Source organism: Sulfuriflexus sp. (assembly GCF_032250955.1).
GTDB lineage: Bacteria > Pseudomonadota > Gammaproteobacteria > AKS1 > AKS1 > Sulfuriflexus.
In genome coordinates, this window is record NZ_JAVVES010000029.1 from 1 (window position 1) to 15,122 (window position 15,122).

At 57.6% G+C, this 15,122-nt stretch carries 13 protein-coding genes; 12 read left to right on the forward strand and 1 reads right to left on the reverse strand.

Annotated elements, in window-relative coordinates; genetic code table 11:
- The first annotated feature begins 152 nt into the window (after positions 1 to 152).
- The 8 genes from murC (at position 153) to lpxC (ending at position 7,997) form a co-directional block, all read left to right on the forward strand.
- Positions 153 to 1,610 carry a UDP-N-acetylmuramate--L-alanine ligase gene (gene murC, locus RQ738_RS07060; RefSeq protein ID WP_314163341.1) on the forward strand — a complete coding sequence of 486 codons (1,458 nt, stop codon included), beginning with the start codon at positions 153 to 155 and terminating at the stop codon, positions 1,608 to 1,610.
- The gene (locus RQ738_RS07065; RefSeq protein WP_314163342.1) at positions 1,607 to 1,765 is read left to right on the forward strand and encodes a hypothetical protein; all 159 of its coding nucleotides are present in this window, start codon (positions 1,607 to 1,609) and stop codon (positions 1,763 to 1,765) included. The genes murC and RQ738_RS07065 overlap by 4 nt, the downstream gene beginning before the upstream one ends.
- Positions 1,766 to 1,767: 2 nt before the next feature.
- Complete coding sequence (gene murB / locus RQ738_RS07070; RefSeq protein ID WP_314163346.1) at positions 1,768 to 2,664, forward strand: UDP-N-acetylmuramate dehydrogenase; 897 nt, start codon at positions 1,768 to 1,770, stop codon at positions 2,662 to 2,664.
- 5 nt (positions 2,665 to 2,669) lie between these two features.
- Entirely contained in the window at positions 2,670 to 3,614 is a 945-nt protein-coding gene (locus tag RQ738_RS07075; RefSeq protein ID WP_314163352.1) for a D-alanine--D-alanine ligase, read from the forward strand.
- The gene (locus RQ738_RS07080; RefSeq protein WP_314163361.1) at positions 3,611 to 4,414 is read left to right on the forward strand and encodes a cell division protein FtsQ/DivIB; all 804 of its coding nucleotides are present in this window, start codon (positions 3,611 to 3,613) and stop codon (positions 4,412 to 4,414) included. Before RQ738_RS07075 ends, RQ738_RS07080 begins: the two co-directional genes overlap by 4 nt.
- Positions 4,398 to 5,633, forward strand: coding sequence for a cell division protein FtsA (ftsA, locus tag RQ738_RS07085; RefSeq protein ID WP_314163369.1), 1,236 nt, complete (start codon positions 4,398 to 4,400; stop codon positions 5,631 to 5,633). The genes RQ738_RS07080 and ftsA overlap by 17 nt, the downstream gene beginning before the upstream one ends.
- 69 nt (positions 5,634 to 5,702) lie before the next feature.
- Positions 5,703 to 6,866, forward strand: a complete 1,164-nt coding sequence (ftsZ, locus tag RQ738_RS07090) for a cell division protein FtsZ (RefSeq protein WP_314163371.1) — start codon at positions 5,703 to 5,705, stop codon at positions 6,864 to 6,866.
- A 219-nt stretch (positions 6,867 to 7,085) separates the two neighbouring features.
- The gene (gene lpxC, locus RQ738_RS07095; protein ID WP_314163373.1) at positions 7,086 to 7,997 is read left to right on the forward strand and encodes a UDP-3-O-acyl-N-acetylglucosamine deacetylase; all 912 of its coding nucleotides are present in this window, start codon (positions 7,086 to 7,088) and stop codon (positions 7,995 to 7,997) included.
- Positions 7,998 to 8,065: 68 nt separating this feature from the next.
- Here the strand turns inward: lpxC and RQ738_RS07100 are convergent, their stop codons facing one another.
- Positions 8,066 to 8,527: a DciA family protein gene (locus RQ738_RS07100; RefSeq protein WP_314163375.1), complete on the reverse strand. Its 462-nt coding sequence runs from the start codon at positions 8,525 to 8,527 to the stop codon at positions 8,066 to 8,068.
- Between the two features lie 52 nt (positions 8,528 to 8,579).
- Here RQ738_RS07100 and RQ738_RS07105 point away from each other — a divergent pair, with 52 nt between their 5' ends.
- From RQ738_RS07105 to RQ738_RS07120, 4 genes are all read left to right on the forward strand, one after another.
- On the forward strand, positions 8,580 to 9,497 hold the full coding sequence (locus tag RQ738_RS07105; protein ID WP_314163378.1) for a M23 family metallopeptidase: 918 nt from the start codon (positions 8,580 to 8,582) through the stop codon (positions 9,495 to 9,497).
- 142 nt (positions 9,498 to 9,639) lie between these two features.
- On the forward strand, positions 9,640 to 12,348 hold the full coding sequence (gene secA / locus RQ738_RS07110; RefSeq protein ID WP_314163384.1) for a preprotein translocase subunit SecA: 2,709 nt from the start codon (positions 9,640 to 9,642) through the stop codon (positions 12,346 to 12,348).
- Positions 12,349 to 12,572: 224 nt separating this feature from the next.
- Positions 12,573 to 13,793, forward strand: coding sequence for a bifunctional glutamate N-acetyltransferase/amino-acid acetyltransferase ArgJ (argJ, locus tag RQ738_RS07115; protein ID WP_314163391.1), 1,221 nt, complete (start codon positions 12,573 to 12,575; stop codon positions 13,791 to 13,793).
- Complete coding sequence (locus RQ738_RS07120) at positions 13,793 to 14,737, forward strand: Nudix family hydrolase (RefSeq protein WP_314163396.1); 945 nt, start codon at positions 13,793 to 13,795, stop codon at positions 14,735 to 14,737. Before argJ ends, RQ738_RS07120 begins: the two co-directional genes overlap by 1 nt.
- Positions 14,738 to 15,122: the final 385 nt, after the last annotated feature.

Below are 15,122 nucleotides of genomic sequence, written 5' to 3' on the forward strand. Positions count from 1 at the left end.
TTGACCGCCGCGGTGCTGGCGGAGCAACTGCAGGAGCTTATGCATAACCGTGAACGTTTACTGAACATGGCCATGGCCGCCCGTCAACAGGCCCGCGCGAGCGCGACTGACGATGTTGCGAAGCTGTGCCTGCAAGCACTGGAGGCCGCCTGATGAGCGATAACGTCAAGGTGCAGAACCTGCCGCATATAAACAGCCGTATGCAGCGTATGCGCCGGATCCATTTTGTCGGTATCGGCGGGGCCGGTATGGGTGGCATTGCCGAGGTGATGCATAACCTCGGTTATGAAGTCTCCGGTTCGGACCTGCAGGTCAGTGCCATGACCGGGCGCCTGCAGGGACTGGGGGTAAAGATCCATATCGGCCATGCCGCCGCGAATATCAGTGAGTGCGATGTGCTGGTGGTGTCGACGGCGGTCAATGAGGACAACCCGGAACTGCAGGCCGCGTATGCGGCACGCATCCCGGTGGTGCCGCGTGCCGAGATGCTGGCCGAACTGATGCGTTTCCGCTTCGGTATCGCCGTTGCCGGCACGCATGGCAAGACCACCACGACAAGCCTGATTGCCAGCATCCTCGCCGAGGCCGGACTGGACCCGACCTTTGTGATCGGCGGCAAGCTGAACAGCGCCGGCGTGCACGCCCAGCTTGGTGAGAGCGAATACCTGGTGGCCGAGGCCGATGAGAGTGATGCCTCGTTCCTTTACCTGCAACCGGTACTGGCCGTCGTCACCAATATCGATGCCGATCACATGCAGACCTATGCAGGTGACTTTAGCCGTTTACGCCAGACCTTCATCGACTTCCTGCATCACCTGCCCTTTTATGGTCTCGCCGTCATGTGCCTGGACGATGACGCCGTGCGCGATGTCTTGCCCGAAGTGACCCGCCCGGTACGGACTTACGGCACGCATGCGAATGCCGATATTCGTGCCGATGATATTCGCCAGGATGTGGCCTGTACCCGTTTCAACCTGATCCGCAAGAATGCCGCGCCGCTGCCCGTGACTCTCAACATGCCGGGCACACATAACGTCATGAACGCCCTGGCGGCGATTGCCATCTGCCTGGAAGTGGATGTAGAAGATGTTGCCATTCAGAAGGCTTTGCAAAAATTCGAGGGTATTGGTCGGCGCTTCCAGATCAATGGCGAGATCCAGACCGCGGCCGGCACAGTTCTGCACGTAGATGATTACGGTCACCATCCGCGCGAACTCGAGGTGACCCTGCAGGCGGCACGAACGGCATGGCCGGGTCGACGCCTCGTGGTCATCTTCCAGCCGCACCGTTATACGCGTACCCGCGACCTGTTTGAGGATTTTTCCCGCGTGCTCGCGGAGACCGATGTGCTGCTTATGCTGGAGGTGTATGCCGCCAGTGAAGAACCCATCGCCGGTGCGGATACACGCACACTCTGTCGTGCGATACGCGCCCGTGGCCAGGTTGACCCGGTTTTTGTCGAACGCATTGATGAATTACCCAAGGCCTTGAACGCCGTTCTGCGTGATGGCGATGTGCTGTTGACACTCGGTGCCGGCAATATCGGTGCGATTGCCGCAGAGCTGGCAGAAAAGCTTCATGCCCGGACCGGGCAGGAGGGACAGGAATGACGCATTACAAACTGCATAGTCTGCATCTGGGTTGTGGCGAGCCGCTGGCGGCGTATTACCCATCGTCGCCGCAGCCGGTCACTGAACAAAAGCGCCGGGCAGCGAAGCCCGCGCAGGTTAAGACCGGTCAGGTAATGGAGCGTAAACGGAAATAATGATGGCAGCTGAGCAACAAACCATTTTGCGCGGCGAGCTTCTGCACAGGGAGCCGATGGCCCGGCATACCTCGTGGCGGGTCGGTGGTCCGGCGGACAGCTATTACCGTCCGGCTGACATCGATGACCTGGCCGTGTTCCTGCAGCAGTTACCGGCAGATGAGCCTCTGACCTGGCTGGGACTGGGCAGCAACATGCTGGTGCGCGACGCTGGCATCCGCGGCACGGTGGTCAGTACTGCCGGCCTGTTGAATGAAATCGGTCTGCAGGCCGGACAGCAGATCCGTGCCGAGGCCGGGGTCAGTTGCGCCAGGCTGGCACGTTTCGCGGCCCGCGCCGGCCTGACCGGGGCGGAGTTTTTTGCCGGTATCCCCGGCACGGTCGGCGGCGCACTGGCCATGAATGCGGGGGCCTTTGGTGGCGAGACCTGGTCGCTGGTGACACAGGTAGAAACACTGGATCGACACGGCCAGCGGCATGCGCGCAAGCCAGAGGAATACACGATTGCCTATCGCCATGTGCAGGGGCCGGTCGAGGAATGGTTTGTCGCCGCCCACCTGCAACTGGCCAGTGGTGATGTGCAGGCCGGACAGGCGCGCATCAAGCAGTTGCTGGCAAGGCGCGGCGCCACGCAACCGACGACACAACCGAGTTGCGGTTCAGTGTTCAGGAACCCCGAGGGGGACCATGCGGCACGCCTGATTGAACAGTGCGGCCTGAAGGGCAAGTGCATCGGCGGGGCCTGCGTCTCGGAAAAGCACGCCAACTTTATCGTCAATGCAGGAGATGCCAAGGCCAGTGATATCGAAAGCCTGATTGCAGAAGTGGCAGAAACCGTCGAACGGGAATGTGGTGTGAGCCTGGTACGTGAAGTTCACATCATTGGCGAGGCTGAATAACGGCAATGATGCAAAGCAAAGACATAGTGAACCAGGACTTCGGCAAGGTTGCCGTTCTTATGGGCGGCAACTCGGCCGAGCGCGAGGTATCGCTGCATAGCGGCCAGGCGGTACTGGCCGCCTTGCGCGCCCGTGGTGTTGATGCCTATGCGGTGGACCCGGCGAGCGACAACGTGCATGACTTGCCGGCTGCCGGTTATACGCGGGCCTTTATTATCCTGCACGGTCGCGGCGGTGAAGACGGTGCCATGCAGGCAGTACTGGAAAGCATCGGTTTGCCCTATACGGGTAGCCGGGTGCTGGGTTCGGCCCTGTCCATGGACAAGCTGCGCTGCAAGTGGTTATGGCAAGGAGCCGGTTTGCCAACGCCGGCGTGGCGCGTTCTGAAAACAGAAGAGGATGCCGAACAGGCCGGCGAGCTGGGGCTGCCATTGATGGTGAAACCGGCGCGCGAGGGTTCGAGTATCGGTATCAGCAAGGTCGAGTCTGTCGACAGGCTCAAGGATGCCTGGGTCTTTGCCCGCCAATATGACGATAGTGTGATCGCCGAACAGTTTATTGATGGTGAAGAATACACGGTGACCATCCTCGCCGGTGAGGCCTTGCCAGTCATTCGTCTGCAGACACCGCGCGAGTTTTATGACTACGAGGCCAAGTACCAGTCGAATGATACCCGCTATCTCTGTCCCTGCGGTCTTGCCGCCGATGCCGAGGTTGCCATGCAGCAGCTTGCCATGCAGGCCGCCGAGGTCGCCGCTGTTGAAGGCTGGGGTCGGGTTGACCTGATGCGGGACGCGCAAGGTAATAACTGGCTGATCGAGGTCAACACTGTCCCGGGTATGACGGATCACAGCCTGGTGCCGATGGCCGCACAGGCCGCGGGTATCGAATTTGATGAACTGGTGATGAGAATCCTTGCCACCAGCCTGGACGAGGAGGAACGCACATGATCCGCCAGCGCCGGGTGAATCAACGCAATAGCGACCGGGTCGAAAAGCGCCGTGGCGTCCTGCACCTGCTGACAGGCACCTTCGGGGTGTTAGTCATGGCGACAGGTGTGACCTGGGGCGTGATGGAATTACGTGACCCACAGACACTGCCATTGCAGAGCGTGCATCTGAAGGGTGAGTTTATTCATATTACTGAACAGGAGCTGCGGGAGATTATCGCCAGCAGTGACCTGACCGGCTTCTTTAGTAGTGACCTGGGAAGCCTGACCCGCCGGCTGCGTAACATGCCATGGCTGCAACAGGTTGCCGTGCGCCGGGTCTGGCCGGATGCCCTGCATATAACAGTCATTGAACAGCAGGCCGTGGCCTACTGGAATGACAGTTCTTTGTTAAACACCGAGGGGCAGGTATTCAGCCCCGCCCGGGAAAGTTACCCCTATGGCCTGCCGCAGCTCAATGGCCCGGCGGGCACACAAAGGCAGGTGCTCGAAGGCTACGTGTCCATGCGTGCAATTGTGCAGGCAGAGGAGCGGGATATTGATGAGCTAAGCCTCGATGCACGCCGGGCCTGGCAATTAAAACTCGATAACGGCATCACGCTGGCCCTGGGGCGGACCGATCGTCAGCAGCGTTTGCGGCGGTTTACCCGCGCCTATGCGGGGTTGTTAGATGAAAAACAGGGAACAATCAGTTCAGTGGACTTACGTTATACGAATGGTTTTGCCGTGCGTTGGCAAGTATCTGAAAAAAATGCCGCACAGGCGGATATGGGGTTGAAAAGTCATGTCCAAGAAAGTTGAAAAAAATCTAATCGTCGGTCTTGATATCGGCACCTCGAAGATCGTTGCGATTGTCGGTGAGATCAACGATGTCAACGGTATCGAGATTATCGGTATCGGTTCACATCCGTCGCGCGGCCTGAAAAAGGGCGTCGTCGTGAATATCGAGTCAACGGTACAGTCAATCCAGCGCGCAGTGGAAGAAGCCGAGTTGATGGCCGGTTGCCAGATTCACTCTGTCTATGCAGGCATCGCCGGTAGCCATATCAGCAGCCTGAACTCGCACGGCATTGTCGCGATTCGTGACAAAGAGGTCAGCCCGGGTGATGTCGACCGTGTTATCGATGCCGCTCGCGCGGTAGCGATCCCGGCCGATCAACGCGTGCTGCATGTGCTGCCGCAGGAATTCATTATCGATAACCAGGAAGGCATCAAGGAACCGGTCGGCATGTCCGGGGTGCGCCTCGAGGCCAAGGTCCACCTGATCAGCGGAGCGATGAGTGCCGCGCAAAATATTCTCAAGTGTGTGCGTCGTTGCGGACTGGAAGTGGATGACATCATTCTTGAACAACTGGCTTCCAGTCACTCGGTGCTGACCGAAGATGAAAAGGAACTTGGTGTCTGTCTCGTCGATATCGGCGGCGGCACAACCGATATCGCCGTGTTTACCGATGGCGCGATTCGCCACACCGCCGTGATCCCGATTGCCGGTGACCAGGTTACCAATGATATTGCCGTGGCCCTGCGTACCCCGACCCAGTATGCCGAAGAGATCAAGGTGAAATATGCCTGTGCCCTGACGCAACTGGCAGGCGCCGAAGAAACCATTGAGGTCCCGAGTGTCGGCGACCGCCCGCCACGCCGCCTGACCCGCCAGACCCTGGCCGAGGTGGTAGAGCCGCGTTACGAGGAACTCATCAGCCTGATTCAGTCTGAACTGCGGCGCAGCGGTTTTGAGGACATTATCGCGGCCGGCATCGTATTGACCGGCGGCAGCTCGAAGATGGAAGGCGTGGTGGAGCTCGCAGAGGAAATATTTCATATGCCGGTGCGCCTCGGCATGCCACACCGGGTGTCCGGCTTGCTGGACGTGGTGCGTAACCCGATTCACTCCACGGGCGTTGGCCTGTTGTTGTTCGGCCATCAGCAACGTAATACCGGCAGTCTCGAAGCGCTGTCATCCAACAGTGTGCAGGGAGTCTGGCGACGAATGAAGAGTTGGTTTCAAGGTAATTTCTGATGGGCATGAGCCTGAAAGAGAATTTTTTTAATGTTGTATCAACAAGTAGTAATAACTGGAGGGGCGATTATGTTTGAACTTATGGATGCATACAGCCAGAGTGCTGTAATCAAGGTGATTGGCGTCGGTGGCGGTGGTGGTAATGCCGTTGAACACATGATGTCTGCCGACATTGAAGGCGTAGAGTTTATCTGCGCGAATACGGATGCCCAGGCGTTGAAGAATGCCTCGGCGAAGACGCTCTTGCAGCTTGGTGGTGCAATCACCAAGGGGCTGGGTGCCGGGGCGAACCCGGAGGTCGGACGTAATGCGGCCATGGAAGATCGTGATCGCATCCGCGAAGTGATCGAGGGTGCCGACATGCTCTTTATCACTGCCGGCATGGGTGGCGGTACCGGTACCGGTGCCGCCCCCGTGATTGCCGAAGTTGCCAAGGAAATGGGTATCCTGACCGTGGCTGTGATTACGCGGCCGTTCTCTTTCGAGGGCAAGAAACGTTCAGCTGTGGCCAGTGAAGGTATCGAAGAACTGTCCAGGAGCGTGGATTCATTGATCACGATTCCCAACGAAAAGCTCTTGTCCGTGCTCGGTAAGGACCTGTCACTCCTCGATGCCTTCAAGGCGGCGAACGATGTGCTGTTTGGTGCCGTGCAGGGCATTGCGGAACTGATCACGCGCCCGGGTCTGATCAACGTCGACTTCGCCGACGTGCGCACGGTCATGTCGGAAATGGGAATGGCAATGATGGGCTCGGCGGTGGCCAGTGGTGAAGGCCGGGCGCGTATCGCCGCCGAACAGGCCGTGGGTAGTCCGTTGCTCGAAGACGTCAATCTCTCCGGTGCACGCGGCATTCTCGTCAATATCACCGCCGGCCTGGATATGTCGATCGGTGAGTTTGAAGAAGTCGGCGAAACGATCAAACAGTTTGCCTCCGACAATGCCACGGTTGTGGTCGGCACCGTGATCGATCCTGAACTGACCGATGAACTTCGCGTAACAGTGGTCGCTACCGGGCTCGGACAGGCACAATCAGCACAGCGTGGTAGCGATGCCCTGGTGCAGAAGGTCGTTGATAATACGGCTTCGCAGGCGAATATCGAGCCAGACTACACTAAGCTCGACCGTCCGACTGTGATCCGTAAGCAGGCGTCCGGGGAAAACTTCACCGGCATGGGCGAGCAGGACCTGGAATATCTGGATATCCCGGCCTTTCTGCGCCGTCAGGCCGACTGATACGCCTGCCTTAATATCAGAGGTAACTTGAACCACGGCGCGGCGGATACGCCCCCCGTCGCCGTCGTGGTTTCATTTCCCCGCAATTTCAGTCTGTTATATCGATTATGTGCGCTGCGTCACTAGGCAGCCCGCAGATTCATGTGCTAGTATTAGCCAGGAATTGGCCGGGTATTTGACCCGAGTTCGCCCCCTGGCGACCCAAGGTACACATAAAACATGATCAAGCAGCGTACGCTCAAGAACGTTATCCGCGCGACAGGCGTGGGACTCCATACTGGCGAAAAGATTTACCTGACCCTGCGCCCGGCGGCACCGGATACCGGCATTGTATTCCGCCGCGTCGATCTGGATACCCCTGTGGATATCCCTGCGCGCCCCGAATATGTCAGTGATACACAATTATGCACCACCGTCTGCAAGGATAATGTACGTGTTTCTACGGTAGAACACCTGTTATCAGCCATGGCCGGCCTGGGCATTGATAATGCCTACATCGATTTGAGTGCCGCCGAAGTCCCTATCATGGACGGCAGTGCCGGCCCGTTTGTGTTTCTGATTCAGTCGGCCGGTATCGAAGAACAGAATGCGGCCAAGCGCTTTGTGCGTATAAAACGCCCGATCGTCGTCGAAGAGGATGATAAATGGGTGCGTTTTGAGCCTTTTGACGGCTTCAAGGTCAGCTTCAGTATCGAGTTTGATCACCCCGTTTTTGACACCCACACCCGGACAGCCGAACTGGATTTCTCGACCACCTCATTTGTGAAAGAGGTCAGTCGTGCCCGTACCTTCGGCCTGCTCAAGGACGTGGAACGCCTGCGCGAGAGCAATCTGGCGCTTGGCGGCAGTCTGGATAATGCCATCGTGGTTGACGATTACCGTATCCTTAATGAAGACGGGCTGCGCTATGAAGATGAGTTCGTCAAACACAAGATCCTCGATGCCGTGGGTGATCTGTACCTGCTTGGCCACAGTCTTATCGGTGCCTTCAGTGGCTATAAATCCGGGCATGCCCTGAACAACCGCTTGTTGCAGGCCTTGCTGGCCGATGCCGAGGCCTGGGAAATCGTGACCTTTGAAGATACCGAGACGATGCCGATTTCTTTCTCGACGCCTGTTCAGGCCGGCTAGACACAAAAAAAACCAAGAAATGACAGCCAGAATCTATCCTAGCTGCTTGATTTTGTGCTAGATTGATATTACCCCTGCGGTTTTGTGTTCTTTGCAAGCCGCAGCCAGCTGGCCCGCAGTGTGTCATCGGCTATGGCACTGGCCAGCTTGCGAATCATTTCAGCAGATTCCTCCGAGAGCCGGGGGGATGCTGCTGATTTACCCGGCGACTTGTTTTCAGCACCGGGCAAAATACGGATTTGAATCTGCTGCAGGCCATTTAATGAGGGCACTTTGCGCAGGCCGGGTAGCAAACTGCCCAGTTGAAAGCGTAGCCTGGTTGCCCAGGCGGGTGAGTCAATATGAACCAGGAGTGTGTCGTCCTCCCGGCGGGCATTGACGCAATGCAAGTTACCGGGACCTGAAAGATGCTTACGGACCAGGGTCAGTAGTTCATTATTCAGTCCGTTTTCAGACAGCAGCTGTGCGTGGGGCCCGGATGCCAGAATATCCCTCACGGAACGCATGGGTTTTGTTTTAGGTTTTTGCATAGCTGCCGATAAAAAAAAGAGTTAGGTAATCATAACCGCTGTTGGTGAACGAATGAATATTGTTTTTCTATCACAACGTGAAGGCCGTATCGCGAGCCTGAAAATGAATCGTAAACGGTGGTTTGGACTCGCCTCCGGACTCCTGCTGATATCCGCCGCGGCTATTTATGCCGGTTATGAATACGGCCGCCATTCCAGCCAGGCCGAAGACCCGATGACCGTGCAACTGCGCAGCGAGCTGGAAAACCAGCGCCAACAGCTTGATATCGCACTCGAAAATGCTGAAAGAAACATGAATGCCCTGTCCCGGCAACTGGGCAAGATGCAGGCCCGCGTCATCCGCCTGGATGCCCTGGGTCAGCGACTGACCTCAATGGCCAAGCTCGACAAGGGTGAATTCGATTTTGCCCAGGAGCCTGCCATAGGCGGACCTGAGAGTGCCGAATCCCTGCAAGCAGCCTCTGTGCCGGATTTCATGCAGCAATTCGACGATTTATCCCGCCAGCTCGACAATCGCAGTGAGCAGCTCAGTGTCCTCGAGACCATGTTGATGAGCCGGAACCTGCAGGAGCAGGCGCTGCCGTCTGGTCGGCCGATCCGCAAGGGCTGGATTTCATCCTATTATGGTATGCGCAATGACCCGTTTACGGGCAAGCGTGAGCACCATGACGGTGTCGACCTGGCCGGCAAGGATGGCAGTGAGGTGATTGCGGTCGCCTCTGGCGTCGTCACCTGGTCCTCCAGGCGCTACGGTTATGGCAACCTGGTCGAGGTCAACCATGGTAACGGCTACGTGACCCGCTACGGCCATAACAAGGAAGTGCTGGTCAAGGTGGGTGACAAGGTCGGCAAGGGTGATAAGTTGGCCCTGATGGGCTCGACCGGCCGCTCGACCGGCCCGCATGTTCATTTTGAGGTGCTCTTCAACGGTCGCAGCAAGGACCCGGTCAAGTACATCAACGCCCGCTAATCCCCCTGGTTCTCCTCTTCAGCGGGGCACATTTGCACTGAACCTGAAACTCCCATAAAGTACCGAAGCTTAATGGTTCGGCAGGCCTGAAAGGCCGGTTCGTGCGGTATAATAACGATTTTATTTCAGGCATTTAGTTCGCATGGTAGGTAATATTCTGCGCAAGGTGTTTGGTAGCCGAAATGATCGGCTGGTCAAACGCTATTTAAAAACCGTTACCCAGATTAACGCCCTCGAAGACGAGATGACGGCCCTTGCCGATGAGGCGCTGCGCGCCCGAACGGCCGAGTTTCGTGAGCGTTTAAAGGCTGGCGAGAATCTTGATGACCTGCTGCCCGAGGCCTTCGCTGTTTGTCGGGAGGCCAGTAAGCGCATAATGGGCATGCGTCACTTCGACGTGCAGCTGATCGGCGGCATGGCCCTGCATGAGGGCAAAATCGCCGAGATGAAAACCGGTGAGGGCAAGACCCTGGTCGCCACCCTCGGGGTGTACCTGAATGCACTGGCCGGCAAGGGCGTGCATGTCGTGACGGTGAACGATTACCTGGCCCGACGTGATGCCGAATGGATGGAACCGCTGTATAACTTTCTTGGTCTGTCGGTCGGCGTGATTGTTGCTGGCATGAGCAGCGATGAGAAGCGCGCGAGTTACGCCGCTGACATTACTTACGGCACGAATAACCAGTACGGCTTCGACTATCTGCAGGATAACCTGGCCTTCTCGATCGAAGACAAGATGCAGCGTGAGCTGAATTTTGCCGTGGTCGATGAGGTGGACTCGATCCTGATTGATGAGGCGCGTACCCCCCTGATTATCTCCGGTGAAGCGGAAGACAGTTCCGATCTTTATCGCATTATTAACCAGCTGATCCCGCAACTGAACAAGCAGGAAGAGGAAGACGGCGAAGGCGATTTCTCGGTCGATGAGAAGAGCCGCCAGGCCCTGCTGACGGAGGCCGGACACGAGCACGTGGAGAATATCCTGACCCGTGAAGGTCTGCTCAAGGAAGGCGAAAGCCTCTATGACGCGAGCAATATCATGCTCCTGCAGCATATCGATTCCGCCTTGCGTGCTCACACACTCTACCAGCGTGATGTGCACTACGTGGTGCAGAACGACGAGATCGTTATTGTCGATGAATTTACCGGTCGTACCTCGCCGGGCCGGCGCTGGTCGGAAGGGCTGCATCAGGCAATCGAGGCGAAGGAAGGCGTGACTATCCAGCATGAGTCGCGCACAGTCGCCTCGATAACCTTCCAGAATTTCTTCCGTCTCTATAACAAGCTGTCCGGCATGACCGGTACGGCTGATACCGAGGCCTTTGAGTTCCAGTCTATCTATGGCCTGGAAGTGGTCATGATCCCGACCCATCGACCGATGGTGCGCAACGACATGAGCGACCTGGTCTTTCTCAGCCAGCCTGAAAAATTCAGCGCCGTCATTAAAGATATCCAGGACTGCCAGGAACGGCGTCAGCCGGTGCTGGCGGGGACGGCCTCCATCGAGGCTTCGGAGCTGCTGTCGGACATGCTGAAAAAGGCCGCTATCAAACACGAAGTCCTGAATGCCAAGTTCCATGAACGCGAGGCGGAGATCGTCTCACAGGCCGGTATGCCCGGGGCGGTAACCATTGCCACCAATATGGCCGGCCGGGGTACGGATATCGTGCTGGGCGGGAATGTCGATATGGAACTGGCAGCGAAGGGCGATATCAGCGCCGCCGAGCGCGACGAGCATATGCGTGCCTGGCAGGTACGTCATGATGAAGTCCTTGCCAATGGCGGTCTGCATATTATCGGTACCGAACGGCATGAATCGCGCCGTATCGATAACCAGTTGCGTGGTCGTGCCGGTCGCCAGGGCGATGCGGGTTCGACCCGTTTCTATGTCTCGCTTGAAGACAACCTGATGCGCATTTTTGCTTCCGAACGCGTTGCCGGCATTATGCAAAAGCTCGGCATGGAAGAGGGCGAGGCCATCGAGCATCCGTGGATCACGCGGGCGATTGAGAATGCGCAACGCAAGGTCGAGGGCCACAACTTCGACATGCGCAAGCAACTGCTCGACTACGATGATGTGGCAAACGATCAGCGTAAAGAAATTTACGAAATGCGTAACGAGATCATGGCCGAGGCCGATGTCGCCGATCGCATCGAGTCGATTCGCGTGGATGTGCTTGGCGCGATCATTGATGAATACATTCCGCCGCAGAGCCCGGATGACCTGTGGAATATTCCGGGTCTGGAAGAGGCCCTCGAGACCGAGTTCCTGCTCAAGCTGGATATCCAGACCTGGTTGAACAACGAACCCGAACTGCATGAGGAGCCCCTGCGCGAGCGCATCCTTGAAGAAATGATACGCACCTACAAGGAAAAGGAGGCTCATGCCGGTGCCGAGGTTTTGCGACACTTCGAAAAGGCGGTGATGCTGCAGGTGCTGGATTCATTCTGGAAGGATCATCTTTCCGCAATGGACTACCTGCGCCAGAGTATCGGCCTGCGCGGCATGGCGCAAAAGAACCCCAAACAGGAGTTCAAGCGCGAAGCCTTTGAGATGTTCAGCGAAATGATCGAGCGTATCAAGCACGACATTATCAGCATCCTTGCCAAGGTTCAGATCCGTGACGAAGAGGATGTGGAGGCAGTCGAAGAGCAGCGTCGCCGTCAGGGGCAAATGCACTTCCAGCACGACGAGGCCGCCACCATCGGCACCCGGGAGGCCGATCAGGCTGAAACCGGTGAAGAGCAACAGGCACCGTTTGTTCGTGGCCAGGCCAAGGTCGGTCGCAACGAGCCCTGTCCTTGCGGTTCGGGGAAGAAATACAAGGCCTGTCACGGCAAACTCAGTTAATTTACCTTTATTTCAAAGCTACTCCGTTTCCTCTGTTAAAGCCCAACGCAGAGACGCGATGTCGCAAAGGACACAAAGGGTTTTTAGTTAAATTATCTCCGCGACCATTGCGACTTCGCGTCTCTGCGTTGGGCCTGTAATCTTTAATCAGGGTTCCCTTAAGATCACTGGCTGGATCCGGCCAGCTCTCCTATAATCACCCTTTCACATGATTGGGTGACGACATGGCAGTAGGACTCACAGCACCGCAACACCTGGCCGCCGTAGCCGGTATTCGCCTCGGCACGGCCACGGCGGGTTTCAAGCAGCTCACGCATCCCGACCTGGTGCTCATAGAAATGGCCCCGGGCGCAACCTGTGCCGCGGTTTTCACGCAAAACGCCTTCTCTGCTGCACCGGTCGTGCTGGCGCGGGAACACCTCGCCAATAACCCGCCGCGTTACCTGTTGATCAACAGCGGCAATGCCAATGCCGGCACAGGCAAGCAGGGCTACGCCGCCGCCCGGGTGAGCTGCGAAATCGTTGCCGGCCAGGCAGGTTGTCTTATCTCTGAAGTGTTGCCGTTTTCCACCGGCGTTATCGGTGAACTGTTACCCGTCGAGAAAATGCAGACCGCCGTTCCACAGGCCTATGCGAATCTCGTCGAAGACGGCTGGCAAGGAGCGGCCAGCGCCATCATGACCACCGATACCGTGGCCAAGGGCTGTAGCGAGCAATGCACTATCGATGGCAAGGCCATTACCGTCACCGGCATGGCCAAGGGCTCCGGTATGATCCGGCCCGACATGGCGACCATGCTGGCCTACGTGGCAACCGATGCCGCCGTCAGCCAGGCCGTGCTCGACAGCTGCCTGCGCAAGGCGGTGAACACCTCGTTTAACCGCATCACGGTGGATGGCGATACCTCGACCAATGATGCCTGCGTGCTCATGGCCAGCGGTGCGGCCGGTAACACCCTGATCGATGCCGTGGACAGTACCGACGCCGTTAGCCTGTTCACCGCGGTGGAGAAGGTCTGCGGCTTTCTTGCCCAGGCGGTCATCCGCGACGGCGAGGGTGCGACCAAGCTTATGACCATCGATGTCGAGTCCGGCGCCGATGAGGGCGAGTGCGAGGCCGTGGCCTATACCATTGCGCATTCGCCACTGGTGAAAACCGCCTTTTTTGCCGCTGACCCGAACTGGGGACGTATCCTTGCCGCTGTCGGCCGCGCCGGGCTGGCAAACCTCGACCTGAATGCCATTACTATTCATCTCGACAATGTCTGCATCGTCCGTGATGGCGGGCGGGCCGGGGATTACACCGAGGCCGCCGGCCAGAAGGTAATGGATCAGGATGAAATCACGATACGGGTCGCGCTTGGCCGGGGCGATGCCGCAATACGTGTCTGGACCTGTGACCTGTCGTATGACTATGTGCGCATCAATGCGGAATATCGCAGCTGATGTGTGTGCACGTGGCGGCGGCTGTCGTCGTCAATCAGTCTGAAGAAGTCCTGATCGCGAAGCGTCCCGCCGAGGTACATCAGGGCGGGCTGTGGGAATTTCCCGGCGGCAAGCTTGAAGCGGGTGAAACGGTTGAACAGGCGCTGGCGCGTGAACTGCTTGAAGAGACGGGAATCCATGTCGAGCGGGCGCGGCCCCTGATACGCGTGCATTACGACTACGGTGACAAGTCGGTACTGCTTGACGTCTGGCGTGTCGAGGCCTTTCGTGGCGAGGCCCACGGCCGTGAAGGGCAGCCGGTTATGTGGGTCAGACCGGAACAGTTTGCCAGCTACACCTTTCCCGCGGCTAACCGGCCGATCCTTCGTGCCGCCAGCCTGCCGGACCGTTACCTGATCACCCCCGAGCCGGCCGAGCCTGACATGTTCCTGCAGCAGCTGGATCGCGCCCTGGCGCGAGGAATCCGGCTTGTCCAGTTCCGGGCCAAAAAACTCGAGGCAAGCGCCTGGCAGGCCCTGGCCGCGGAGGTGATTGAGCGTTGTCACCGGGCTGGGGCGCGTTGCCTGCTGAACACGAGTCCGGCAGGTTTTGCCGCCTGTCCGGCGGACGGCATGCACCTTGACAGCCGCCACCTCCATGCACACGAGGTGCGGCCCGTGCCCACTTCGGTATTGCTCAGCGCCTCCTGTCATAACGAGGCCGATATTCGGCAGGCGGAAACCCTCGGCGCGGATTTTATCGTTCTCTCACCCGTACAGGCGACGGCCTCGCACCCCGATGCCGAACCCCTGGGCTGGGAGCGTTTCCACGAGATGAGTGACAAGGCAGCCATGCCCGTTTTCGCGTTAGGTGGTATGCGGCCAGAAGACCTCGAGACAGCCTTCGCACATGGTGCACAGGGGATAGCCGCGATACGGGCGCTTTGGGGAATTGATGATTTATGAATGATGATTTATGATTTTTAATTCATCAATTTTTTAATATTTTAGGTCGGATTAGCGCAGCGTAATCCGACGTGCCCATGCTTGTCATTCCGGTGCATGCCGGAATCCATGTATAGGGTTCAGTTTTGTTCTGCTAAAAGCCCAACGCAGAGGCGCAGAGACGCAAAGATCGCAGAGAATTACAAAGCGTTTTATCCTGTAAATCCTGTCCAGAAAGGTTTTATATTTTATTTTCCTTTGCGTCCCCTGCGTCTTCGCGCCTCTGCGTTGGGCTTTTAGATTATTAGTCTTCAGACTCGCTATCAGATGTGCCCATGCTTGTCATTCCGGTGCATGCCGGAATCCATGTATAGGGTTCAGTTTTGTTCTGCTAAAAGCCCAACGC